The 24,542-nt window shown below is 70.4% G+C and carries 21 protein-coding genes; 13 read left to right on the top strand and 8 right to left on the bottom strand.

Translation table 11 applies throughout. The annotated features are described in order from the left end of the window. Positions 1-305 precede the first annotated feature (305 nt). Positions 306-1,103, top strand: a complete 798-nt coding sequence (locus PFX91_RS00940; protein ID WP_285728702.1) for a purine-nucleoside phosphorylase — start codon at positions 306-308, stop codon at positions 1,101-1,103. Positions 1,104-1,115: 12 nt separating this feature from the next. Beyond that, positions 1,116-2,786, top strand: coding sequence for a phospho-sugar mutase (locus PFX91_RS00935; RefSeq protein WP_285728701.1), 1,671 nt, complete (start codon positions 1,116-1,118; stop codon positions 2,784-2,786). A gap of 6 nt (positions 2,787-2,792) precedes the next feature. On the opposite strand, the gene PFX91_RS00930 is transcribed toward PFX91_RS00935, so the two are convergent. Further along, complete coding sequence (locus PFX91_RS00930; protein WP_285728700.1) at positions 2,793-3,284, bottom strand: Lrp/AsnC family transcriptional regulator; 492 nt, start codon at positions 3,282-3,284, stop codon at positions 2,793-2,795. Positions 3,285-4,006: 722 nt separating this feature from the next. On the opposite strand from PFX91_RS00930, the gene PFX91_RS00925 reads away from it, so the two are divergent. From PFX91_RS00925 to PFX91_RS00880, 10 genes are all read left to right on the top strand, one after another. Then, positions 4,007-5,044 carry a thiamine pyrophosphate-dependent dehydrogenase E1 component subunit alpha gene (locus PFX91_RS00925; protein WP_285728699.1) on the top strand — a complete coding sequence of 346 codons (1,038 nt, stop codon included), beginning with the start codon at positions 4,007-4,009 and terminating at the stop codon, positions 5,042-5,044. Next, on the top strand, positions 5,041-6,060 hold the full coding sequence (locus PFX91_RS00920; RefSeq protein WP_502888223.1) for an alpha-ketoacid dehydrogenase subunit beta: 1,020 nt from the start codon (positions 5,041-5,043) through the stop codon (positions 6,058-6,060). Before PFX91_RS00925 ends, PFX91_RS00920 begins: the two co-directional genes overlap by 4 nt. Positions 6,061-6,066: 6 nt before the next feature. Further along, entirely contained in the window at positions 6,067-6,411 is a 345-nt protein-coding gene (locus tag PFX91_RS00915; protein WP_285728698.1) for a biotin/lipoyl-containing protein, read from the top strand. Positions 6,412-6,547: 136 nt separating this feature from the next. Then, positions 6,548-7,330, top strand: coding sequence for an alpha/beta fold hydrolase (locus PFX91_RS00910; protein WP_285728697.1), 783 nt, complete (start codon positions 6,548-6,550; stop codon positions 7,328-7,330). A 300-nt stretch (positions 7,331-7,630) separates the two neighbouring features. Continuing rightward, positions 7,631-8,680 carry a BMP family lipoprotein gene (locus PFX91_RS00905; protein ID WP_285728696.1) on the top strand — a complete coding sequence of 350 codons (1,050 nt, stop codon included), beginning with the start codon at positions 7,631-7,633 and terminating at the stop codon, positions 8,678-8,680. 180 nt (positions 8,681-8,860) lie between these two features. Continuing rightward, complete coding sequence (locus PFX91_RS00900) at positions 8,861-10,438, top strand: ABC transporter ATP-binding protein (protein ID WP_285728694.1); 1,578 nt, start codon at positions 8,861-8,863, stop codon at positions 10,436-10,438. Continuing rightward, entirely contained in the window at positions 10,431-11,999 is a 1,569-nt protein-coding gene (locus PFX91_RS00895) for an ABC transporter permease (protein WP_285728692.1), read from the top strand. The genes PFX91_RS00900 and PFX91_RS00895 overlap by 8 nt, the downstream gene beginning before the upstream one ends. Further along, positions 11,996-13,258, top strand: coding sequence for an ABC transporter permease (locus PFX91_RS00890; protein ID WP_285728691.1), 1,263 nt, complete (start codon positions 11,996-11,998; stop codon positions 13,256-13,258). Before PFX91_RS00895 ends, PFX91_RS00890 begins: the two co-directional genes overlap by 4 nt. Continuing rightward, positions 13,237-13,665: a cytidine deaminase gene (locus PFX91_RS00885; RefSeq protein ID WP_285728690.1), complete on the top strand. Its 429-nt coding sequence runs from the start codon at positions 13,237-13,239 to the stop codon at positions 13,663-13,665. Before PFX91_RS00890 ends, PFX91_RS00885 begins: the two co-directional genes overlap by 22 nt. A gap of 107 nt (positions 13,666-13,772) precedes the next feature. Continuing rightward, a complete protein-coding gene (locus tag PFX91_RS00880; protein ID WP_285728688.1) occupies positions 13,773-15,062 on the top strand; it encodes a thymidine phosphorylase in 1,290 nt (429 codons plus the stop codon). 31 nt (positions 15,063-15,093) lie between these two features. Here the strand turns inward: PFX91_RS00880 and PFX91_RS00875 are convergent, their stop codons facing one another. Together PFX91_RS00875 and PFX91_RS00870 are read right to left on the bottom strand one after the other, a co-directional pair. Then, on the bottom strand, positions 15,094-15,603 hold the full coding sequence (locus tag PFX91_RS00875; RefSeq protein WP_285728687.1) for a hypothetical protein: 510 nt from the start codon (positions 15,601-15,603) through the stop codon (positions 15,094-15,096). 50 nt (positions 15,604-15,653) lie between these two features. After that, a complete protein-coding gene (locus PFX91_RS00870; protein ID WP_285728685.1) occupies positions 15,654-16,118 on the bottom strand; it encodes a hypothetical protein in 465 nt (154 codons plus the stop codon). A 263-nt stretch (positions 16,119-16,381) separates the two neighbouring features. Between PFX91_RS00870 and PFX91_RS00865 the strand changes: the two genes are divergently transcribed. Next, the gene (locus PFX91_RS00865; protein ID WP_285728683.1) at positions 16,382-16,945 is read left to right on the top strand and encodes a hypothetical protein; all 564 of its coding nucleotides are present in this window, start codon (positions 16,382-16,384) and stop codon (positions 16,943-16,945) included. Positions 16,946-16,980: 35 nt separating this feature from the next. Here the strand turns inward: PFX91_RS00865 and PFX91_RS00860 are convergent, their stop codons facing one another. The 5 genes from PFX91_RS00860 to PFX91_RS00840 form a co-directional block, all read right to left on the bottom strand. Continuing rightward, on the bottom strand, positions 16,981-18,309 hold the full coding sequence (locus tag PFX91_RS00860; RefSeq protein WP_285728681.1) for a GH1 family beta-glucosidase: 1,329 nt from the start codon (positions 18,307-18,309) through the stop codon (positions 16,981-16,983). Between the two features lie 50 nt (positions 18,310-18,359). Beyond that, a complete protein-coding gene (locus tag PFX91_RS00855; protein ID WP_285728680.1) occupies positions 18,360-19,637 on the bottom strand; it encodes an MFS transporter in 1,278 nt (425 codons plus the stop codon). 128 nt (positions 19,638-19,765) lie between these two features. Then, complete coding sequence (locus PFX91_RS00850; RefSeq protein WP_285728678.1) at positions 19,766-21,736, bottom strand: acyl-CoA dehydrogenase family protein; 1,971 nt, start codon at positions 21,734-21,736, stop codon at positions 19,766-19,768. A gap of 200 nt (positions 21,737-21,936) precedes the next feature. After that, a complete protein-coding gene (locus PFX91_RS00845) occupies positions 21,937-22,914 on the bottom strand; it encodes a S66 peptidase family protein (RefSeq protein WP_285728957.1) in 978 nt (325 codons plus the stop codon). A gap of 101 nt (positions 22,915-23,015) precedes the next feature. Next, positions 23,016-24,395, bottom strand: a complete 1,380-nt coding sequence (locus PFX91_RS00840) for a M20/M25/M40 family metallo-hydrolase (protein WP_285728677.1) — start codon at positions 24,393-24,395, stop codon at positions 23,016-23,018. Positions 24,396-24,542 lie beyond the last annotated feature (147 nt).

The raw sequence follows: 24,542 nt of genomic DNA, 5'->3' as shown, positions 1-24,542 counted from the left end.
CGCTCGCTGACCCGAAAGCCTTCTAAAAAACACTCCCTAGACGTGCCGCGGTCGGGTACGGTCCGCCGCCCGGGCTCGGACGCCGAGGGTCGCGCCGGGTGGGCGAAGAGACCGGAGTCCTGCGGGGGCACCGTCCAGGAGGGTGGGAGCCAAGACCCTCCCGGGCACACCCCATGGTGGCGCTCCCGTCCTCTGGGAGCCGCAGACGGGCTCCAGGGGCGGGGTCCTGCCGGCAGGACCCCGCCCGTCAGGTCCACAACGTTCCCGGTCAGAGCACCGGGCACCAACGAACGGAGTATCGCACTGTGACTGGCACACCCCAGGCCGCCGCCGAGGAGGCCGCCGCCGAACTGCGCTCACGCACCGGTGTGGACACCTACGACGTCGCCCTGGTCATGGGATCGGGATGGGCCTCCGCGGCCGATCTGCTCGGTGAGGCCGGGCACGAGGTGCCCTTCTCCGACCTGCCGGGCTTCGTACCGCCCTCGGTGGAGGGACACAGCGGAACCCTGCGCGGCATCAGGGTCGGGGAGCGGAACGTGCTCGCCTTCCTGGGCCGCACGCACCTGTACGAGGGCCACGGCACCGACGCCGTCGTGCACGGCGTTCGCACCGCCGTGGCGGCCGGGGTCGGGACGGTCGTGCTGACCAACGCCGCGGGCGGTATCAACCCCGCCTACTCCGTCGGCTCACCGGTGGTCATCTCCGACCACCTCAACATGACCGCGCGCTCTCCGCTGACCGGCCCCGCCTTCGTCGACCTCAGCGAGACCTACGATCCCGGACTGCGCGAACTGGCCCGTTCCGTCGACCCCACCCTGCCCGAGGGCGTGTACGCGGCCATGCCGGGGCCGCACTTCGAGACCCCCGCCGAGATCCGCATGCTCAGTGCGATGGGCGCCGACCTGGTGGGCATGTCCACCGTGCTGGAGGCCATCGCGGCCCGGGCCGCGGGCGCCCGTGTCCTGGGACTGTCCCTGGTCACCAACATCGCCGCCGGACTCCAGGACGCCAACCTCGACCACGAGGACGTCCTGGCCACGGGACGGGCGGCCTCCGACACCGTCGGACGCCTGCTCGCCGATATCGTCACCGCGCTCTGAGGGGAACAGTCGATGACCGTCATCGCCCAGGCCGAGCAGTGGCTCGCCCAGGATCCCGACCCCCGGACCCGCGCGGAACTGTCGGCCCTGGTGGAACGCGCCGAGCGGGGCGGGGCCGAGGCCCTGGCCGACCTGGCCGACCGCTTCGGCGCACGCCTGGAGTTCGGCACCGCCGGACTGCGCGGTGCGCTGGGGGCCGGACCCAATCGCATGAACCGTGTGGTGGTCATGCGTGCGGCGGCGGGGATCGCCGCCTGGCTCGGCGAGGGGCCCGGGCACGTGGTGATCGGCTACGACGCTCGGCACCGGTCGGCGGACTTCGCCCGTGACAGCGCCGCCGTCCTCACCGGGGCGGGACACCGCGTGTCCCTCATGCCGAGGCCCCTGCCCACCCCGGTCCTGGCCTTCGCCGTGCGGGAACTGGGCGCTGACGCCGGGATCATGGTCACCGCCAGCCACAACCCTCCTCAGGACAACGGTTACAAGGTCTACGCGGGGGTCTCCAAGGTCGAGGACGAGGCCGACGCGGGCAGCCAGATCATCTCTCCGTCCGACACGGAGATCTCCGCGGCCATCGACACGGTCGGTCCGGTCGGCGACCTGCCCCTGGGCCGTGACTGGACCGTTCTGGGCGAGGAGATCGTGAACCGCTACCTGGAGGCGGTCACCGCCCTGGTCCCGGGCGAGGACCGGGATCTGACCACCACCTACACCGCCATGCACGGTGTGGGCGGCCGTGTACTGCTGGAGGCCATGGAACGGGCCGGCTTCCCCCGCCCCTCGGTGGTCGCCGCCCAGTTCGAGCCCGACCCCGACTTCCCGACGGTGGACTTTCCCAACCCGGAGGAACCCGGCGCCATGGACATGGCGCTGGCGACCGGCACCGTCGACGGCACCGACCTGGTGATCGCCAACGACCCGGACGCCGACCGTCTCGCGCTCGCGGTTCCCGGGCACGGTCTGCTCACGGGCGACGAGGTGGGCGGGCTGCTCGCCGAGTACGTCCTGGACCACACCAGCGGCCCCGACCGGGTGGTGGCGACCTCCATCGTCTCCTCCGGTCTGCTCGGCAAGATCGCCCGGGACCGGGGTGTGCGTTACGAGGAGACCCTCACGGGTTTCAAGTGGCTGGCACGCGCGGGCGGACCCGGCCTGCGGCGGGTGTTCGCGTTCGAGGAGGCGTTGGGTTACTGCGTGGGAGGCGACGACGGCCGTCCCGTCTCGGACAAGGACGGGATCAGCGCGGCCCTCGTGGCCTCGGCGCTCGCGGCCCACGCCAAACGGGAGGGGCGGACCCTGCTCGACCTGCTCGACGACCAGGCGCGCCGCTACGGTCTGCACCTGAGCGACCAGCTGTCGGTACGGGTGGAGGACACCGCGGTGATCTCCGCGGCGATGCGGCGGTTGCGCGCCGAACCGCCCGCCGCGTTCGGACCCTGGGAGGTGACCGGGGTCGACGACTTCTCCGTCGGACACGCGGGTCTGCCGCCGACGGACGCCCTGCGCTTCCGGTTGGAGGGCAGGGGACGTGTGACGCTGCGGCCCTCGGGGACCGAGCCCAAGCTGAAGGCCTATGTCGAGGTGGTGATGGACGTGGACGGCGACGTCGCGGCCACCCGCGCACGGGGCTCGGAACTGCTCGCCGAGCTGGTGGCCTCGGTCGCGAGAAAGGTCGGCGGCTGAGGGGTCTCAGCCGCTCTCGGGCGGTTCCACGACGGGCCGGTGTACGACCTCGTCGATGACGGTGAGCGTCTGGGTGGACGTCACACCGGGAAGGGACTGCAACCGGGTCAGGATCAGGTCGCGTAGCTGGTTGGTGTTGGCGACGCGGACGAGCAGGACGATGTCCGCCGAGCCCACGACGTACCAGCAGTACTCGATCTCGGGGTAGGAGGACAGGATCTCCCGGTTGGCACGCCAGTCCGGCTGACTACCCGAGATGAGGACGAGCGCGGTGACGCCCAACCCCATCTTGGAGTGGTCGGTGACCACGGAGTAGCCGCGGATGACGCCCTCGTCGGTGAGCCGCTTGATCCGGTTGTAGGCCGTCGCCCGGGAGACGTTGGCGAGCGCGGCGATCTCGGTGATCCCGGTTCGCGCGTCCTTGGCTAGGGCGCTCAGGATCGTCTGGTCGGTCGTGTCCGGCCGCCGGCCGTTCCTACGCTGGTCGCCCATGGCCATTGCGTGCTCCTCGTGTGCTCTTGTTCAAGGGGGAGCCCCTTGCGTCGTTGTTGATCGCCGGGGCTAACGAAGTACCAGGTAAACGTCGTTCTCGTCCATCCGGGTCTCAGTCGGCGAGACCGATGGTCCGGTCACCGTGTGGGGGACCGAGGGGGTCGTGGGGGGTGGGCCCCTGGGGCCGGTGGACAGAGGGCGCGTCGGGGTGTCCGACTGTACCCATGGTCGACGCAGCCGATGGGTTGGTGGTTTCCCCGACTGGGTGGTAACTACACCGAGCTCTCCGGAACACGGCAGAACTTCTTTCCAGAGAGCTGGTTCAGCTCTCAAATGTCGTGGATTCACGTGTTTTCTTCGACGAGATGGTCGACTCCCGTCCCACGTGACCCCCGAGTGTTGAAGGTCGTGTGCGGCCGAGATCCGTACCCGTGGTCCCGGGGTGCCGTGGACGTGGAGGCGGCGAGCGGGCGTGCGCGGCTCTCAGGACAGGAGGTCGGTGGTGTTTCGCGGTGTATAGAGCTGTGTGTCGTTTTCATGGGTAGGGCGGGCTCAGTCTTAGACGAATAAGGGTCGTTCTGGCTGTTTGGTTCTCATACGTATCAAGTATTCGCCTATATCTAGCGTAAGTGTCGAACATTCCAGAGAATCATGGCAGGACAGTAACCATCCAGAGCCCGATCCGCGTCACCCCACACGCGCCAGGGCCACGTTGGGAGCCGCTCGACATGACAACCCGCGAGTCGGCGGGCCGGGACACGATCACCGTGGACCACCTGCCACCCGAGCTCACCCGCGCGCTCTACCGCGACATGAGGACCGCGCGCGACCTGGACACCGAGGCCATCGCCCTGCAACGCCAGGGAGTCTTCCCCGCCTACGTGTCGGTGCGTGGACAGGAGGCCGCCCAGGTGGCCAGCGCCTCGGCGCTGGACCCCACGCGCGACTTCGTCTTCCCCACGTACCGCGAGATGGCCTCGGCCCTGGCCTACGGCGTGGAGATGGTCGGCTACATGGCCACCCACCGCGCCCTGTGGCACGGCGGTCTCTACGACGTCATGGCCTCCCGGTTCGGAGCCATCAACGCCGTGGTCGGCGGCCCCGTGCCGCACGCGGTGGGATGGGCCGTGGGCGAGCGTCTGCGTGGCGACGACGGGGTCGCCCTGGCCTACTTCGGGGACGGCGCGAGCTCCGAGGGCGACGTCCATGAGGCGATGAACTTCGCCGGGGTCTTCGGCGCACCCGTGGTCTTCTTCTGTCAGAACAACCAGTGGGCGCTGTCGGTGCCCAACGACCGCCAGATCGCCGGCGGCTCGATCTCGGCACGGGCCGCGGGCTACGGCATGCCCGGAGTCCTGGTGGACGGCAACGACGCGGGTGCCGTCCACCAGGCCACCACCGAGGCCGTCGCCCGAGCCCGGAGAGGAGAGGGCCCCACCCTCATCGAGGCGCTCACCTACCGGGTCGAGCCCCACTCCACCTCCGACGACCCCGGCCGCTACAGGGACGAGACCGAGACCCTGCGCTGGCGTGACCGTGACCCCCTCCGCCTGTTGCGCGAGGCCATGCTGGCCGCCGGACACACCGACGAGGCCCGGCTCGCCGAGGTCGACGCCCAGGCCCGACGGGAGGCCGAGCGCATCCGCGACGGTGTGGCCACCGCACCCGAGCCCGACGGGTCGCAACTGTTCGCCCACGTCTACCGGGAGACCACCGAGGAGCTGACCCGGCAGCACCGCACCTGGCAGGAAGAGGTCGAGCTGTGACAGAGCTGATCGAACGCACCGCCACCACCACCGACGTCCCGGTGGTCGAGCTCTCCATGCAGCAGGCCATCAACCGCGCCCTGCGCGAGCTGCTGGCCGAGGACCCCGACGTGCTCGTCTTCGGTGAGGACGTCGGTGCCCTGGGCGGGGTCTTCCGGGTCACCGACGGTCTTCAGAAGGAGTTCGGCGACAAGCGCGTCTTCGACACCCCGCTGGCCGAGTCGGCGATCATGGGCATGGCGGTCGGCCTGGCCATGAACGGCTGGAGGCCCGTCCCCGAGTTGCAGTTCGACGGTTTCGCCTATCCCGCGATCGACCAGATCGTCAACCAGGTGGCACGCATGAACTACCGCACCCGAGGCGCGGCGCCCATGCCGATCACCCTGCGTCTGCCCTCCTTCGGAGGGATCCAGGCGCCCGAGCACCACGGCGAGAGCCTGGAGGCGCTCTTCGCGCACACCCCGGGCCTCAAGGTCGCGGTGCCCTCCGACCCCGAGGAGGCCTACGGCCTTCTGCTACAGGCGGTGCGCTCCGACGATCCGGTCGTCTACATGGAGCCCAAGTCCCGTTACTGGGACCGTAGGCCCGTACGACTGCGCGAACCCAGCAGCCCCATCGGCGCCAGCCGCGTCGTGCGTCCCGGACGTCACGCCACACTCATCGCCTGGGGCGCCATGGTGCAGCGGTGTGTGCGGGTGGCCGAGCTGGCGGCCGAGGACGGCGTCGAGCTGGAGGTGGTGGACCTGCGCTGGCTCAAGCCCATCGACACCGCGGGCCTGGCCGAGTCGGTCTCGCGGACCAAGCGCGCCGTCGTCGTGCACGAGGCGCCGCTGACCGCGGGGCTGGGGGCGGAGGTCTCCGCCCTCGTCACGGAGAACTGCTTCGGCGATCTGGCCGCCCCGGTCCAGCGCGTCACCGGCTTCGACGTCCCCTATCCCGCGGGTCCCTTGGAGCCGCAGTACCTGCCGACCATCGACCGCGTCCTGCTCGCGGTGCAGCGGACCCTGGAGTACTAGGAAGACATGGCACAGGAGAACATCACCTTCACCCTCCCCGACCTGGGAGAAGGCCTGGTCGAGGCCACCGTCCTGGAATGGCAGGTCGCCGTGGGGGACGTGATCGAGCGTAACGCGCCGTTGGTGGAGGTGGAGACCACCAAGTCCGCGGTGGTCATTCCCTCGCCCCAGGCCGGCCGTGTCGCCGAACTGCACGCCGAGGAGGACCAGGTCGTACCCGTGGGCGAGCCTCTGGTGACCTTCACGGTGGAGACCTCCGACGACGCGCCCCAGGCGGGCATCGTCGGCCGGGTGCCCACCGAGGAGGCCCGTCCCGCACGTCGGGTGCGCCTCAAGCCTCCGACGGACTGACGGGGGCCGCTCACCGAAGGCCCGCTCGGAGGAAGAGACAAAAGCCGAAGTCCATTGTCTTTCGGCTTTGGGAGAAACCTCTGAACGGGCCTTTGGTGATCACAAAGCATTCCACAGTGACAGGGATAGGGGTTTCATGTCCGTGAATCTTGCCGACGGTGTGACGATGCGCTATTTCGATGCTCCCGCGCAGACACCGGAGAACACGGTTCCCGTGCTATTGCTGCACGGTTTCGGAACCGACTTCGATATGAATTGGCGCGCCACCGGATGGACACAGGCCCTGGAGTCGGCCGGCCTGCGGGTGATCGGCCCGGACCTGCGTGGGCACGGCGCCAGTGACAAACCACGGGAAAGCGACGCGTACCTGCCCGAACACTTCGTCGCCGACCTCGTCGCCATGCTCGACGAGTCGGGCGTGGAGCGGGTCGACGTGGTCGGTTACTCCATGGGTTCGCGTCTTGCCTGGGAACTGGCGCGGAGCGAACCCGACCGCGTCGGACGCGTGGTCCTCGGCGGCTTCGGCCCGAAGAACGCTTTCGAGGGAACGGACCTGGCGGACCCCGGTTCGGGGGACACCGCCTTCGACGTGGTCTACCGCACGGTCGCGGCCCTGCCCGGCAACGACGCCGCCGCACTGGCCGCCTGCGCGCGGGGGCAGGCCGCACGGCCCTTCGAGCCCGACCCCCCGCTCTCGGGGTCGCCCGTGCTGCTGGTCTCCGGTGAGCGGGACGCGCTGGCCAGGGGTGCCGCCGAGCTCGCCGAGCGCTGTGGTGGCGAGTACGTGGAGATCCCCCGCCGCGACCACGCCAACGCCGTCTCCTCCAAGGCCTTCAAACAGGCCGTGCTCGACTTCCTCACCGACCGAGGCGGATCTTCGGGCACGCCCGTGGAGCCCGGGGTGGTCAAGCCGGTCTAGACCGGGATGCCCCCATGTGCGCTTGTCGCCGTGGGTGAAGGATCAGAAGCCGAACGTGATAATGCCGTGTGGGGAGGGAGAACGGAGAGACGCAGGGCACAATGAGCGAGCCATCTCGACCACATTCGGTGTGTGCCGGGCGACTCCCGAGTAAGAGCCCATGTCGCTACGCTCTCGCCTTCATAACAACTCCGCCCGTGAGTTCGATGTGGTTTCGACCAACAGATATCGTCCGGCTGCAGAACTCAGTTCGGTCACACGCGAATGCTGACCGCTGAGAGGGCGTAAGGGGAGTGAGAAGTGAAGCGCAGTAACGCAGTCAGGTTCGCCGCGATCGCGGCGGCCGGTGCGCTCGCCCTCACCGCGTGTGACAACGCGGGTGAGGAAGGCGCCGGGGGCGGCGGCGAGGATTCGGCCTCCGAGGTGAAGGTCGGTCTGGCCTACGACGTCGGCGGTCGTGGTGACCGCTCCTTCAACGACTCGGCCTACCGTGGTCTGGAGCAGGCCGCGGAGGAGCTCGGCGTCGAGACCACCGACTTCGAGCCCACCGACGGGGAGGCCGACTCCGCCAAGGAGGAGCGCCTGGCCATGATGGCCGAGGAGGGCTACGACGTCGTCATCGCCGTCGGGTTCGCCTACGACGGCGCCATCCAGGCGGTCGCTCCCGAGTACCCGGACGTGGACTTCGCGATCGTGGACTCCGAGATCCCCGAGATCGACAACGTCACGAGCCTGGTCTTCGCCGAGGAGCAGGCCTCCTTCCTGGCCGGTGCCGCCGCGGCGCTGACCACCGAGGAGGACCACGTCGGCTTCATCGGTGGTGTCGAGACCCCGCTGATCAACAAGTTCGAGGCCGGGTACGTCGCCGGTGTCGCGCACGTCGACGAGAACATCAACGTCGAGGTCGACTACCTCAGCCAGCCACCGGACTTCAGCGGATTCAGCGACCCGGCCAAGGGCCGCGAACTCGCCCAGGCCCAGTACGACCGTGGCGCGGACGTGATCTACCACGCCGCCGGAGCCTCGGGCAACGGTGTCCTGGAGTCGGCCGTGGCCAACGACTTCACCTTCATCGGCGTCGACAGCGACCAGTACGAGAACGCCGACGAGGAGCAGAAGCCCTACGTGCTCACCTCCGCCATCAAGCAGGTGGACGTGGCCGTGTTCGAGCTGATCCAGGCCGCCACCGAGGGTGATGTCGAGGGTGGCATCCAGCGCTTCGAGCTGGCCGACGGCGGTGTGGACTACACGCTGTCCAACGCGGAGGCCATCGGCCCGATCCAGGATCAGCTGGACGAGATCAAGCAGCAGATCATCGACGGCGAGATCGAGGTCCCGTCCGAGCCGTGACCTCGTCACGGCGTGGCCGCCACGGAGGTGATCCGCGGCGGCCACGCCCACGGGCGGCACCGAGCCGGTGAACCCCGGCCCGGTGCCGCCTCGGCTGCCCTCAGGCGGCGGGGGCGTTCCGCGGCGGCCGTGACCCGGCCCCGCCGGCCCGCACCGCGCCGCAAGTTCACAAGGAGACAGATGAGCAGCACGCCATCGGGCGGTGGGGCACCCGAGCCTCCCGCCGTCGAGCTGCGCGGGATCACCAAGCGTTTTCCCGGAGTCGTGGCCAACCACGACATCGACATCACCGTGGCCTCCGGTACCGTGCACGCCATCGTCGGCGAGAACGGCGCGGGCAAGTCCACGCTCATGAAGACCCTGTACGGCATGCACAAGCCGGACGAGGGACACATCCACGTCAAGGGCCAGGAGGTGCGCTTCGGCTCGCCCTCCGACGCCATCCGACACGGCATCGGCATGGTGCACCAGCACTTCATGCTCGCCGACAACCTCACCGTCCTGGAGAACGTCGTCCTGGGGGCGGAGCGCCGCTTCGGCATCGGAGGCCGAGCCCGGGCCAAGATCCGAGAGCTGTCCGACCAGTACGGCCTGGGGGTCGACCCCGACCGACTGATGGAGGACCTGGGCGTGGGCGAGCGCCAGCGCGTGGAGATCCTCAAGGTGCTCTACCGCGGCGCGCGGACCATCATCCTGGACGAGCCCACCGCGGTCCTGGTCCCGCAGGAGGTCGACGAACTCTTCGACAACCTGCGCGAACTCAAGCGCGAGGGTCTGACCGTCATCTTCATCTCCCACAAGTTGGACGAGGTGCTCTCCGTCGCCGACGAGATCACCGTCATCCGCCGCGGCACCACCGTGGCCACCGCGGACCCGGGCACCACCACCGCCCGGGAGCTGGCCACCCTGATGGTCGGCGGTGAGCTTCCCGTGCCCGAGTTGCGCGAGTCCACCGTCACCGACCACGTCGTCCTCTCCCTCGACGGGGTCACCGTGCACTCCTCCGAGGGCCGGACCGTCGTGGACGGGGTCGGCCTGGACATCCACCGGGGTGAGATCGTCGGCATCGCCGGCGTGGAGGGCAACGGCCAGTCCGAGCTGATCGAGGCCATCATGGGCATGCGTCCGCTGGTCTCCGGGCGCCTCCTGCTGGAGGGTCAGGACATCAGCGACTGGTCCACCCTGCGCATCCGTGAGGCGGGCGTGGGATACATCCCCGAGGACCGGCACCGCCACGGCGTGCTCCTGGAATCCCCTCTGTGGGAGAACCGCATCCTGGGTCACCAGACCAAGGAGCCCAGTGTGCGCGGCCCGTGGATCGACAGGGCCGGGGCCCGCGCCGACTCCGAGCGCATCGTGGCCGAGTACGACGTGCGCACCCCCGACATCGACGTGATCGCCGACGCCCTGTCCGGTGGCAACCAGCAGAAGTTCATCATCGGCCGGGAGATGAGCGGTTCCCCGCGTTTCCTGGTGGCCGCACACCCCACACGCGGTGTGGACGTAGGCGCCCAGGCCGCCATCTGGGAGCAGTTGCGCGAAGCCCGCGCCGCGGGCCTGGCGGTGCTCCTGATCTCCGCCGACCTGGACGAACTGATCGGCATGTCCGACACCCTGCACGTGATCCTGCGCGGTCGTCTGGTCGCCCAGGCGGATCCGACCACCGTCACCCCCGAACAGCTGGGCTCGGCCATGACCGGGGCCGGACTGGGCGGGGACGACGCGAGTACCGAAGGTGAGGGCGGAGCGCATGAGTAGGCTTCCCCGTCCGAACATGACCGTGCCCGCCCCCGGGGCACTGGCCGCCGCGGCCGTCCTCGGCACCGTGCTGACCGTCGCCCTGGACATGGCGCTGCTGTGGTGGGTGGCGCTGATCATCGGTGTGGCGGCGGCCTTCGCCCTGGTGGTCTGGAGCGGGCCCCTGGTGCCCGACGAGCGCCGCGCCGGTGCGGGCGGGGCCCGCGAGGAGGGCACGGTCCTGCACGAGACCCTCGTGGTGCCGACCGCCCTGGTGCTGTCGGTGCTCGCGGGTCTGCTGACCGCCTGGTTCCTGGACCTGTCCCTGGTGGAGCCGGTCGCCGCCGCGCTGGGCGCCCTGCTCGGCTCGGTCCTGGCGTTCGTGCTCTTCCACCGGCTCTCGGCGATGCTCGCGCTGTCCTTCGCGGCGGTGCTCGCCGCCGGAATCCTGGCCATCGTGGTCACCGCCGCCGTGCTGCACTTCAGCGGCATCCCCCCGCTGGCCACGTTCGAACGCATGCTGGAGTACGGCAGCAGGCCCGACAGCCTGGTGCGGATCGTCAACGACGGCACCACGTACTACCTGGCCGCCGTCGCCGTGGCGATCGGCTTCAAGATGAAGCTGTTCAACATCGGTGTGGACGGACAGTACCGGCTCGCCGCACTGTTGGCCGCGGCCGTGGGCGGCTACGTCATGCTGCCCCCCGTGCTCAGCCAGATCCTCATCGTCGTCACCGCCGTGGCCGTGGGCGGGATGTGGGCAGGTATCGCCGGATATCTCAAGGTGGCCCGGGGCGTGTCCGAGGTGATCTCCACGATCATGCTCAACGCGATCGCCACCGGCATCACCGCCTACCTGCTGAGCACCGACCGGCTGGCGGTGGAGATCAGCACCAACAACATCGGTACCCCGCCGATGCCCGAGTCGTCGTGGGTGCCGGGCATTCCGGCGACCTTCCTCGGCTCCGACCAGAAGATCTTCGGTTTCGTCTTCCTGGCCGTGGCCGTGGGCATCGGCTACTGGGTGATGCTCAACCGCAGCCGCTTCGGCTTCGAACTGCGGGCCACCGGCCAGTCGCAGACCGCGGCCGAGGCCAGCGGTGTGAACGTCAAGAAGATGGTGTTCCTGTCCATGCTCTTCTCGGGCATGGTCGCCGGCCTGGTGGGGCTGCCTCAGCTGTTGGGCAGCTCCCACTACTACGCGCTGGACTTCCCGACCGGAATCGGCTTCATCGGCATCGCCATCGCCCTGCTGGGACGCAACCACCCGGTGGGCATCGTCTTCGCCTCCCTGTTCTGGGCCTTCCTGAGTCAGGCGTCGGGCATCCTGCCCTTCGACGGCATCCCGCAGGAGATCGCGGTCATCTCGCAGGCGACCATCGTGCTCACCGTCGTGGTGGTCTACGAGGTCGTGCACCGCTGGGGTCGCCGTTACCAACAGCAGCAGATCGGCAAGCAACTCGGCACCACCGCCGGGAAGGACCCACAGACCGTCCCCTCGGCCTCCGAGGGCACCATCGCCGAAGGCGGGGACGACACCGCCCCCGAGTCCGACGGCAAGCGCGGAGGGGAGGCGCAGTGAGTCAGGAGATCAACGTGATGCAGCCGGTGGCCAAGCCGCCGCTGCGGCCCAGAGGATGGGCGCGTTGGCGCTTCCTCACCCTGTTCGGGGCGGTGCTGGTGTCCCTGGCGGGCCTGCGGGCCGTCACCGGGCACGACATGCTCACCGACGCGGGCACGATTCGCACCACCCTGATCTTCGCGGTGCCCATCGGCCTGGCCGCCATGGGAGGACTGTGGGCCGAACGCGCGGGCATCATCAACATCGGCCTGGAAGGCATGATGATCCTGGGCACCTGGTTCGGTGCCTACTTCGCCTGGTCCACGGACAACCCGTGGCTGGGTCTGCTGGCGGGCGTGCTCGCCGGTATGGCGGGCGGGCTGATCCACGCGGTGGCCACGGTGACCTTCGCGGTGGACCACATCGTCTCCGGCGTGGCGATCAACATCCTCATGCTCGGTGCGATGCGCTACCTGTCGATCCTGGTCTACTCCGACGTCCCCGGCGCGGGCGCGGCCCAGTCGCCCAAGGCCCCCTCGTTCCCCGACGTGGGCCTGCCCTTCGTCGCCGACCTGTTCGCTCCGGTCATGGACAGCGGGATCTTCCTGCTCAGTGACGTGGCCTCGCTCATCGTCGGCCTGACCATGCGCATGTCGGCGCTCACCTTCATCGCCATCATGATGATCCCGCTGACCTACCTGGTGCTGTGGCGGACCTCCTTCGGTCTGCGGTTGCGTTCGGTCGGTGAGAACCCCGACGCCTCCGAGTCCCTCGGAGTGCCGGTGTACAGCCTCAAGTACGTCGCGGTCATCGTCTCCGGAGGCCTGGCCGGGATGGGCGGTGTGTTCCTGGCCACCGTGGCCTCGCACATCTACCAGGAGGGGCAGACCGGCGGTCGCGGCTACATCGGCCTGGCCGCGATGATCTTCGGCAACTGGAGGCCGGGCGGGCTGGCCATGGGCGCGGGCCTGTTCGGCTACACCGACGCCCTACAGGTGCGGGGCGGAGGCGCGGCCATCCACGCCCTGCTGCTGCTCCTGGCCGTGGCGTTGCTGGCCGTGGCGCTGTGGCAGGTGCGCAAGGACCGCAAGGGCCTGGCCGCGGCCGGTGTGATCACCGCGGTCCTGTTGTTGGTGTGGTACTTCTCCACCGACTCGCTGCCCCGTGAACTGGCCACCTACAGTCCGCACATCACCACCCTGCTGGTGCTCTCGCTGGCCTCGCAACGCCTGCGTCCACCGGCCGGAGTCGGCAAGCAGTGGAGGGCGAGCAGGTCATGACCGACAGCCCGATGGACCCCAAGGACGTGGACTGGGCGGCGCTGCGGGACGCGGCCCGCGAGGCCATGTCCCGTGCCTACGCGCCCTACTCCGGCTACCCGGTGGGGGCGGCGGCACTGGTCGACGACGGCCGGGTGGTCAGCGGCTGCAACGTGGAGAACGCCTCCTACGGGGTGGGTCTGTGCGCCGAGTGCGGCCTGGTCAGCGCCCTGCACGCCTCCGGTGGAGGCAGACTGAGGGCGTTCAGCTGCGTGGACGGCCAGGGACGGGCCCTCATGCCGTGCGGACGCTGCCGCCAGCTGCTGTTCGAACACGGTGGTCCGCACATGCTGGTGGACACCCCCGAGGGCATCCGCACCCTGGACCAGGTCCTGCCACAGGCCTTCGGTCCGCACAACCTCACATAGTCAGTGCTCTCCGGGGACCACGGCTCCCGAACGCCCCCGACCTCCCCGGCCATCGCCCGATCGGCGGCGACCGGGGAGATCCGTTCTCCGACCAAGAAGGGCATGACATGGACGTCATCGAGGTCATCCGCGCCAAGCGTGACGGGCGGGAGTTGACCCCCGCACAGATCGACTGGGTGATCGACGCCTACACCCGAGGCGAAGTGGCCGAGGAACAGATGTCGGCGCTGGCCATGGCGATCTTCCTGCGAGGGATGAGCCGGGCCGAGGTGGGTCGGTGGACCGAGGCGATGCTGGCCTCGGGGGAACGCCTGGACTTCGGTGACCTGGACCGACCCACCACCGACAAACACTCCACGGGCGGGGTGGGCGACAAGATCACCCTGCCGCTCACCCCGACCGTCGCGGCGTGCGGCGCGGCGGTGCCCCAGTTGTCGGGCCGGGGGCTGGGGCACACCGGCGGCACACTGGACAAGCTGGAGTCGATCCCCGGGTGGCGCGCCTCGCTGTCCACCGACGAGATGCGCCGGGTGCTGGACTCCACGGGCGGGGTGATCTGCGCGGCGGGGAGCGGGCTGGCCCCGGCCGACCGCAAGCTGTACGCGCTGCGCGACGTGACGGGGACCGTGGAGTCGATCCCCCTGATCGCCGCCTCCATCATGAGCAAGAAGCTCGCCGAGGGCACCGGCGCACTGGTCCTGGACGTCAAGGTCGGTTCGGGGGCGTTCATGAAGGACCTCGCCTCGGCCCGTGAACTCGCCCGCACGATGGTCGACATCGGCAACGACCACGGGGTGCGCACGGTCGCGTTGCTCACCGACATGGCCACCCCGTTGGGGCGCCGGGTCGGCAACGCGTTGGAGGTGGCCGAGGCGGTGGAGGTGCTCTCCGGAGGCGGTCCCGCGGACGTGGTGGAACTGACCGTGGCACTGGCCCGGGAGATGCTGGTCGCCGCCGGTCTCACCCCCGGGGAAGGGGGGATCAAGGATCCGGCCAAGGCACTGTGGGACGGCAGCGCGCTGGCCTGCTGGAAAGAGATGATCAGGGCCCAGGGGGGTGACCCCGAGGCGCCCCTGCCCGTGGCCGCCGAACGCAGGGTGGTCCTCTCCCCGACCTCGGGCACGCTCACCCGCCTGGACGCCTACCAGGTGGGACTGGCCGCCTGGCGCCTGGGCGCGGGGCGGGCCCGGAAGGAGGACGCGGTGTCCTTCGGCGCCGGCGTGACCCTGCACGCCAAGCCGGGCGAGCCCGTCAAGGCGGGAGAGCCGTTGTTCACCCTGCACGCCGACGAGGCCGAACGCTTCGACCGCGCGGCCCGGGCCCTGGAGGGCGCCTTCGACATCGAGGCCGACCCCCGGTACCGGGCCCGGCCCCTGGTGATCGACCGGATCGCCTGAGGACCGGCCAGGGCGAGGGCGGTCCGCGGGATCAGTTCGGGAACGCGGGCGGTGGAAGATCGGTACCGGTCGGCATGAGGACGAACGTCATGATCGCCGCGATCACCAACAGCAGGCTCATGATCAGCGACGCCAACGCCACCCAGCGCGCCCAGCGCCGGGTTCCACGGCGGGACAGGACCAGCGAGAGGGCCGCGGCCAGAGCCGCCAGAAAGGCGGGCGCACCGCTGACGGCGGCCTGGATGGACATCTGCGACACCTGTTCGACGGCCACGGTCTGGTCCCGGATGAGGAGCACCGCGGTCAGCAGTTGCAGGATCTGCCCCGAGACGATGGGCACGGCGAGCAGGATCAGCGAGGTCAGTGCGAAGGTCTCCGCGGAGAAGGCCCCGCCGGGGCCGGGCTCGGTGTGCTCGACCTCCCGGGGGTCCGGCCGCTCCGACCCGGCCGCCTCGGCCATGGGCGCGGCCCCGGTGCCCGAGACGTCGCCCGTGTCCGGCTCACGTCCGGTGGGTTCGTTGTCTTCCGGTGATGTGCTCACGCGGCCAACGTACCCGCCGCACCGGGTGAAGGGCCGGAGGAAACGCCTGGTCAGGTCCCGCTGGGCAGGCTGATGTAGGTCAGCACCGAGGCCAGGAGCAGGAGAGTGCCCACGATCACGGTCGCGGCGGCGACCCACCGACTCCAGGCGCGGGTGGCGGGCCCGCCGAGGAACAGCGACAGTGCTCCGGCGAGCACGGAGAAGGCGCTCGATCCGCCCGCGACCATGACCTCGGCGGAGAAGGCGCCCGCGTTCTCCACGAAGCCCTCCTGGGAGCCGCGTCCCATGGCGAGCAGGCCGAAGAGCTGTAGTACACGGGTGTTCATCGCGGTGACCGCGAACAGCATCAGGCCGGTGATGGCGAAGGTCTCGGCGGAGAACAGCCCTCCGTTGGAGGGAAGGGGGGTGCCGGAGAGGAAGGCGCCGCCGGCTCCGGTCCGCGCACGCTCGTCCGCGTCCTGCGTGTCCGGGGCCCCGGTGTCCGTCTTCTCGGAGGGGGTCGCGTCGTTGGTCATGGGGCCAAAGCTACCGCTGGTGTATCCCCGAATCCGGGGGAACAACGTACGCTCCGTGGCCGCTTTCGGCCATATCGTGACAGATCTCCTTCATCGTGGGAGCGAGCGCGTGCTGTCCGTCCCCACGAGGTGAGCGTCATCACCGCGCGCGGACGCCGAGCGGCGACACCGGATGTTCGTGCGCGGACGAGGTGATTATCATCGGAACCGGTCGACCACGGGCCCAGGGACGGCCGTAGGGGAGCCCGAGCGGACAAGGCGGTGTGACGGTGGGTGCGGACGCGGGCAGGGACCTTCCGAGTCTGGCCGGACGGGCGCTGGACGCCTTCGCGGAGAGCGCCTCGCGTCGAAGGGACCGTGACGCGCTCATGGACGACGCCTTCGCCGCGCTCTTCGAGCTGTACCGTCGGACCTCGCCCGCCGAGCGGCGTTCCCCGGCGGGACGGACCTTCAGCGGCACCCTGGCCGAGCTCCTGGTGAGCGGCAACAATCCCGACCGGCTCAGTCTGTACGTGGTGCGCACCCAGACCGCGGCCGAGAACGCCCGTTACGAGGCCTACCGGCCCGCCTGCTGGCGCAGGTCCATGTTGGAGATCCTGGGTGAGGAGTTCGTGCCCTGGGGGGACTTCCTGCGCCCGGTCGACCTGGAGGCCGTTCCGCGTATCGACGAGGCCCTCGCCGCGGTGGCCGACAGCGCGGTCGAGGGAGAGGACGTGCCCGACTGGGTACCGAGGTCCCACTGGTGGTGGTGGGAACCGGAGCGCCGGCGAGGCGGGGAGGCCCCCCGGCGCCAGGGGAACGGCACCCTGGACGTGGTCGGGGACTGACCGCCCCACGGGGAGGTCGATGGTGACGCCCCCTCTCACGCGTGGTCCGGGCGGGTCCGGGTGGAGAGCAGGTCCCGGTACCAGGCGAAGGAGTCCTTCGGGACACGTGCCTGGGTGTCGTGGTCCACGTGCACCAGGCCGAAACGCTGGTGGTACCCCTCGGCCCACTCGAAGTTGTCGGTGAGCGTCCACACGAAGTACCCGCGCACGTCCGCGCCCCGGCGTCTGGCGGACTCCATCGCGGCGATGTGCCCCTCCAGATAGGCGATGCGTTCGGGATCGGCGATCCGGCCGTCGGGGCGGACCCGGTCGGAGGAGGAGCAGCCGTTCTCGGTGACGTACAGCGGGGGCAGGGCGTCGCCGTGGCGTTCACGCAGGAGGTCGATCATCCGACCCAGTCCCTCGGGTACGACGGGCCACCCGAACGCCGTCGTCGGCACCCCCGTGATCTCGGCGAAGTCGAACGGCAGTTCGGAACCCTCCCGCGGTGCGGTGACCAGGGTCGGGTTGTAGTAGTTGATCCCGATTCCGTCGACGCTGCCCGCGATCAGCTCCCGGTCGCCCTCCCGTACGCCGGGCATCCGGTCGACGCCGAACGCGGACATGTCCGGATAGGCGCCGGTCAGCACGGGCTCGGTGAACAGACGGTTGTGCAGGGCGTCGTAGGCCACCGCGGCCTCGGTGTCGGCCTCACCGAGGGGATCGACGGGGGAGTAGTTGTTGGTGAGCAGCACCTCCAGGCCGCGTGCGCGCAGTTCGGCCGCGCCCAGGCCGTGGGCGAGCAGCATGTGGTGGGCCACCTCCAGAACCCCCTCCACCCCCAACGTCCGACCGGGTGCGTGGACGCCGAGGGCGTGGCCGTAGGTGGTGTGCACCAGCGGTTCGTTGAGGGTGATCCATCGGCCCACCCGGTCCCCCAGACGGTCGGCCACCGCGGCCGTGTACTCGGCGAACGCGTGCGCCGTGGCCCGGGTGCTCCAGCCGCCCTCCTCCTCCAGTACCTGAGGCAGGTCCCAGTGGAACAGGGTCGGCAAGGGCGTGATCGCGCGGTCCAGCAGGGCGTCCACCAGCCGGTCGTAGAAGTCCAGGCCCGCCTTGTTGACGACGCCACGTCCATCGGGCAGCACCCGGGGCCAGGCGAGGGAGAACCGGTAGGAGTTCACCCCCAGCCGCTCCAGCAGTTCCACGTCCTGCTCCCAGCGGTGGTAGTGGTCGCAGGCCACGGCGGGGCTGTGATCGCCACGGACGGCACCCGGGCGCGAGGCGAAGACGTCCCATATCGAGGGGGCGCGTCCGTCCTCGTCGAGGGCGCCCTCCACCTGGAAGGCGGCGGAGGCCACCCCCCACAGGAACGGTGACGACATGAGCACTACCTGCCTTTCGTGAGGGTGTACGCGGGTCCACACGGGCCGTCTCAGGGAACGCCCCGGATCCGCCACACCAGCGCGGCTCCGAGGAGGGTGAGCAGGCCGCACACGGTGTACAGCACCGGATACCCGCCCAGGTGGACCACGATCGGTCCGGCCAAGGCCGGGGCGATCACCTGTGGACCGGCACTGGCGATGTTGACGATCCCCAGGTCCTTGGCCCTTCCCCGGGCGCTCGGCAGCACCTGGGTGACCAGGGCGTTGTCCACCGAGAGGAAGACGCCGAAGCCGACCCCCAGCACCACCGCGCACGCCAGGCTCGTCGGCCACGTGGGGAAGACGGCGATCACGAACGCGGGAACGGCCGTCACCACCCCCGACAGGCACACCATGCCCCGGCGTCGGCCGATGCGGTCCGAGACCAGGCCGGCGAACACGGTCGTGGCCACCACCGCCACCGTGTAGACGACGATCAGCACCAGCAGGCCGTCCGTCGCCGAGGAACCGGGGAAGAGCTCCTCGTAGCCGACGACGTCGGTCAGGAAGTAGAGGAGATAGAGGGTGAACATGGCGTTGCCGGTCTGCATGAGGAAACGGGTCAGCCAGGCCCAGCCGAAGTCGGGGTGACGACGCGGGGACACCCACAGCCCCCGGGTGAACTCCCGCCAGGGGGGACGGGCCCCACGCGGCAGCGGCGGATCCGGGGCCAGCAGGGCGAAGGGCAGCGCGCAGGCGAGGGTCAGCACACCGATCAGGGTGTAGCCGGGGGCGGTCCCGGAGACCACCACGGTCACCAGGAGCACGGCGACCACCACGCCCGCGGACTGGGGGACGCCGACCCAGCCCGAGACCACGCCCCGCTGACGGACCGGTACGTGGTCGGGTACGGCCGCGAGCAGGGTGGCGTTCAGGCAGGACAGGGCGGCCTGGACGAAGGACCATCCCAGCAGAACACCGAGGACGCTGTTCTGCCGACCGAGCACCACCAGACCGAGGCAGCCCAGGAGCGCTCCGGCCAGGATCCACGGGCGGCGGCGCCCGAAGCGGCCGGTGGTGCGGTCCGACAGCGCCCCGGCCACAGGGGTGCCGAGCGTGGAGCAGAGCGCCCCCGCCCCGGTCACCCAGGCCAAGGTGGTCTCCTTGGCGCCGGGGGCGAGCAGGCCGACCTGCTCGGGCAGCAGGACCTGAAGGGGACCGAAGAAGGCCGTCCACAGGCCCAGGTTGGCCAGGCTGATCCCCGCCACCCACAGGCCACCCACCGGACGGGTGGGTTCGGTGAGCGCGGCGGGGGTTTCGGGGGAGGACTGTGCGGGGGGTGGGCGCACGCGTGACCTGCCTCACATGGATTCCTCTCATGTTAGGCAGGTCGGCCGACGGGGGGGAACCCCTTCGGGGCGTGCGCCGCCCCTGGCGGTCGGGTGTCGGTCCCCGACCACGGCTCCGGCGGGCCGGATCAGTCGCGGGCGGGGAGCGGATCGCCCTGGCGGGCGTGTTCGTCGCCCAGCGCGATCGGCGCGGCCAGCCACTCGTCGCGCAGACCGAACGCGTCCACCAACTGCACGGCGTAGGGACGCAGCCCCCGGCACAGTTCGTTCACCGCCTGTGTGACGGCCTTGGCCCGGGAGGTGGAGAGCCTCTCGTGCTCCAGGAACCAGGCGCGGTCCTCCTCCACCACCGAGAGCACGTACAGGTCGCACACGCGGTTGAGCAGCTTGGCCGTCGAGGAGTCCCCACAGCGGTCGATCCCCGCCACGAACGCCTCCAGCACCACACGGTCCATGTGGGCCCGACCCGCGTTGAGCACGTGGTCCTGGGCGTGGTTGAACACCTCGAAGGCGTCGCCGCCGTCCTTGCGGGCCTTGCGCAGCCGCCCGGCCAGGCCCTCGACGATGTGCTTCTCCCGGTCCTCCAGCAGTTCCAGCTGCCAGCCCCGGTTGTACAGACTGACCTCCTCCCCGCGCCCGGGGGAGGCCGCGATGAGCCGGTCGATCAGCGGCCGGGCGGCGGTGCGCTCGATGACCGTCTCGAAGACCTTGCCGGCCATGAAACGGGCCAGACCCAACTGGTCCAGGTCACCGAAGGAGTCCTTGAAGTGGGTCAACAGGGCCTTGGTCAGCTGCTGTAGCAGGACCGTGTTGTCACCCTCGAAGGTGGTGAAGATGTCGGAGTCGGCCTTGAGCTGGGGCAGACGGTTCGCCGACATGTATCCGGCACCGCCACAGGCCTCGCGGCAGGTCTGGATGGTCCTCGTGGCGTGCCAGGTGGCCACCGCCTTGAGCCCGGCCGCCCGCGACTCCAGCTCCCGCTGGGCGTGCTCGTCGCGCTCGGGGGCCAAGGACAGTTCGTGCAGTCGGCTCACCAGCTCCTCCTGCGCGAAGTGCAGCCCGTAGGTGCGCGCCAGCGCGGGCAGGAGCTTGCGCTGGTGCGCCAGGTAGTCCAGGATGCGCACCTCGCGCTCGGGGCCGCCGTCGTCGGAGGGGCGGGTGAACTGCCGGCGGGTGTCGCCGTAGCGGATCGCGATGGCCAGCGCGGCCTTGGCCGCGCTGCCGGCCCCACCGGCGACACTGATCCGGCCCCGGATGAGCGTGCCGAGCATGGTGAAGAAGCGCCGGTTCTTGTTCTCGATGGGGCTGGAGTAGGTGCCGTCGGGGGCCACGCTCCCGTATCGGTCGAGCAGGTTGGCGCGCGGCACGCGCACGTGGTCGAACTCCAGCCTGCCGTTGTCCACCCCGTTGAGTCCGGCCTTGTGACCGCAGTCCCCGATGCGCACACCCGGCATGGGCTCGCCCTGCTCGTCCCGGATCGGCACCAGCAGGGCGTGCACCCCGTGCTCCTGGCCCTGGGTGCGCAGTTGGGCGAACACCACCGCCATGCGACCGTCCCGGGCGGCGTTGCCGATGTAGTCCTTGCGCGCCGACTCGTCGGGGGTGTGGACCACGAACTCCTCGGTGTCGGGATCGTAGGTGGCCGTGGTGCCCAGACTCTGCACGTCCGACCCGTGACCGGTCTCGGTCATCGCGTAGCAGCCCGGTAGTTCGAGCGACATCACGTCGGGCAGGTACTCGGCGTGGTGGCGTTCGGTGCCCAGGGCGTTGATCGCCCCACCGAACAGCCCCCACTGCACCCCCATCTTCACCATGAGGGACAGGTCGTTGACCAACATCTCGAAGCCGACCACGGAGGCACCGACGTCGTCGTTGCCACCGACGGACTCAGGGAATCCGTAGGTGGGCAGATCGGTCTTGGCCAGGGCCTTGAGCTGGGTGAACGTACGGTCGCGATGCTCCTCCAGCGACAGCCCGTGAACGGGGGCGAACTGCTCTCCGCGGAGCAGGTCGCGCACCTGCTCGCGTACGTGGGCCCAGCGGCCGTCGAGCAGACCGCGTAGCTCGGCCTCGTCCAACCGCAATGCCTGTTCGCTCATGTGCTCCCCCTGTGGGTCCTCGTGGACACGGCCCTGTTCCCGTGCCTACCACCGGACCGCGGGACGGAAACAGCGTGCACCCGCCCGGGCCGCGAAGGTACGACCACCGTAGGGGACGGCCCGGTCGGGTCCGTGCCGATGACGGCGTACGGACGCGGTGACCGGAGAACCGGGCACGTACCCCGCGAGGCGGGCGCTGCCTAGGCGAGCCCGGGAACGGCCAGTTCCAAGGTGCCGCGGTCGGCGTCCAGCAGCGCCGGAACGCCCAGCGGGATGCTGAGCTGGGCCGCGCAGTGCCCGAACTCCAGACCCCACAGCACGGGGATCCCCAACGGCTCCAGGCGGTCGCGCATCAGTTCGGCGATCACCCCGAGATCGGGCGGACAGTCGGTCCACGTGCCCAGAGCCACACCCGCCACCCCGTCCATCCACCCCGTGCGCAACAGGTGGGTGAGCATCCGGTCGAGCCGGGCCACGTCCTCGTTGACGTCCTCCAGCAGCAGGATGCCGCCCGATGCCGACAGGCGGCTGTGAGGGGTGGCCAGGCCGTCGTTGAGCAGGCTCAGGTTTCCGCCGAAGGTCACGCCCTCGGCCTGCCCGGGCACCAGAGCGTGCGCGCCGGGTGAGGTCAGCAGGACCCGCCGCCCGGGATGGAACAGCGTGGTGTACAGCTCCTTCTGGGCGGTGGCGTCGCCCACGAAGTAACGGGTGCCGACCACCGGACCGTGCACCGTGGCCACGCCGAGCTCCACCGCGAACGCCTCGTGCAGCGCCGTGATGTCGCTGAACCCGATCAGCGCCTTGGGCTCGCCCCGGCGCATCGCGTCGAAGTCCACCAGGTCCAGTGTCCGGTGCGCCCCGTCGCCGCCGCGGACGCAGAACACCGCGTCCACGGACGGGTCGCACCAGGCCTCCTGCAGGTCCAAGGCCCGCGTCTCGTCGAGTCCGGCGAGGTAGGGCAGGCGAGGATGCCGCTCGTGCACGTGCGGGGCCTGCTCCACCTCCAACCCCCAACCGCGCAGTGTCCCCGCCGCCGCCTCCAGACGCTCCCGTGGAACCGGACTGCACGGGGCGACCAGGCGTACCCGGTCGCCTTCCCGCAGACGCGGCGGTCGGACCAGTTCACGCACCCCGCGCGCGTCGGGAGCGCGCACCACCGCGTCCGCCACCCCGGTCATCGCCTCCGCCACCTTCGCCTCCTCGGCTCGCCCATCCTCCGTACGGTCCCCGCGCCCGCCGTCCGCCGGTGCCTCGCCGGTCGGAGGAGCCGCTCATGTGTTCAGGCGCGCAGGAACGAGTCCAGCACCCGCACGCCGAAACGCAGTCCCTCCAACGGCACCCGCTCGTCCACGCCGTGCAGCAGACCGGTGTAGTCCAGCCCCTCGGGCTGGAACAGGGGGGAGAAGCCGTAGCAGTCGACACCGAGCCGGGAGAACACCTTGGCGTCCGTTCCTCCGGCCAGGCACACCGGCACCACGTGTGCGGCGGGGTCGTGGAACAGCAGGGCCTCACGCAACGCGGCGAAGGCGGGGGAGTCCACCGGGGCGGCGACCGGAGGCGAACGGTGCGCGTGCTCCCAGGTCACACGGTCGCCGACGAGCCCATCCATGGTGGAGGCGAACTGTTCCTCGCCACCGGGCAGGACACGGCCGTCCACACCCGCCACGGCCTCGCCCGGCACCACGTTGACCTTGTACCCGGCCGAGAACATCGTGGGAGTCGCGCTGTTGCGGATGGTCGGACCGATCAACGGCGCCGCCGCCCCGAACCCCGACACCAAGGCGTCCACCGCGTCGACGGTGTCGGTGTCACCGGGAACGCGCTCCACCTCCAGGGCGGCGGCGATCGCGTCGATCGACGCCTCGGTCACGGGGGTCAGGTGCAGCGGCCAGGTGTGCCGGTCGATACGGGCGAGCGCCGCCGCCAGGGCACCGATCGCGTTGTCGCGTGGAGGCCGCGACCCGTGTCCGGCCGTGCCCCGGGCCCGTAGGGTCAGCCAGGCGCTGCCGCGCTCGGCCGCGCCCACCGGGTAGAGGCGTACCGGCTTACCGGAGGAGGTGCGGGCGTGGACGGTCTCGCCGCCGCCCTCGCCGATCGCCATGGTGCACCCCTCGAACAGGTCCGCGTGCTCACGGACCAGGTGGTCGGCGCCGAAGGCGGCACTGTCCTCCTCGTCGGCGACGAACGCCAGCACGACGTCGCGCCGGGGACGGATCCCGTTCCGGGCCCAGTGACGCACGACGGCGGTGACCATGGCGATGGTGTTCTTCATGTCCACCGCACCGCGCCCCCACACGGCGGGCGCGCCGGTGACGGGACAGTCGGCGACCTCTCCGGAGAAGGGAGGGAAGGTCCAGTCCGCCGCGTCGGCGGGGACGACGTCCAGGTGACCGTGCACCAGCAGCGCGGGCGCCGTCGGGTCGGTACCGCGAACGCGCGCGACCACGTTCGCGCGGCGGGGCGCCGACTCCAGGATCCGGGGCTCCAGTCCGGCGTCGCCGAGTGCCTCGGCGACGTACTCGGCGGCGGCCCGCTCGTCGCCCTCGCCGTTCCCACGGTTGGTGGAGTCGCGGCGGATGAGGGCGCGGGTCAGGCGGACGGCGTCGTCCCCGGCCGCGGCCAGGCCGTCGATTCTCTCGGGAAAGGATGTGGTGGCCATGCGCGCGGCCTCGCTCTCGACCGGAAGGGCTCGGGACGGGGAAGGCCGTGATGGCTCGTGAAAGTCCCCCGGCACAGTTCTACCAGTCCTGGGCGAAACCGCCCGGACATTCGGCGCGGGAGGGCCTACTACGGGCGCCCGCCGTGG

Origin of the sequence: Nocardiopsis sp. ATB16-24, assembly GCF_030271535.1 — a bacterium.
Lineage (GTDB): Bacteria > Actinomycetota > Actinomycetes > Streptosporangiales > Streptosporangiaceae > Nocardiopsis.
This window is presented reverse-complemented; position numbering and strand designations above follow the sequence as displayed.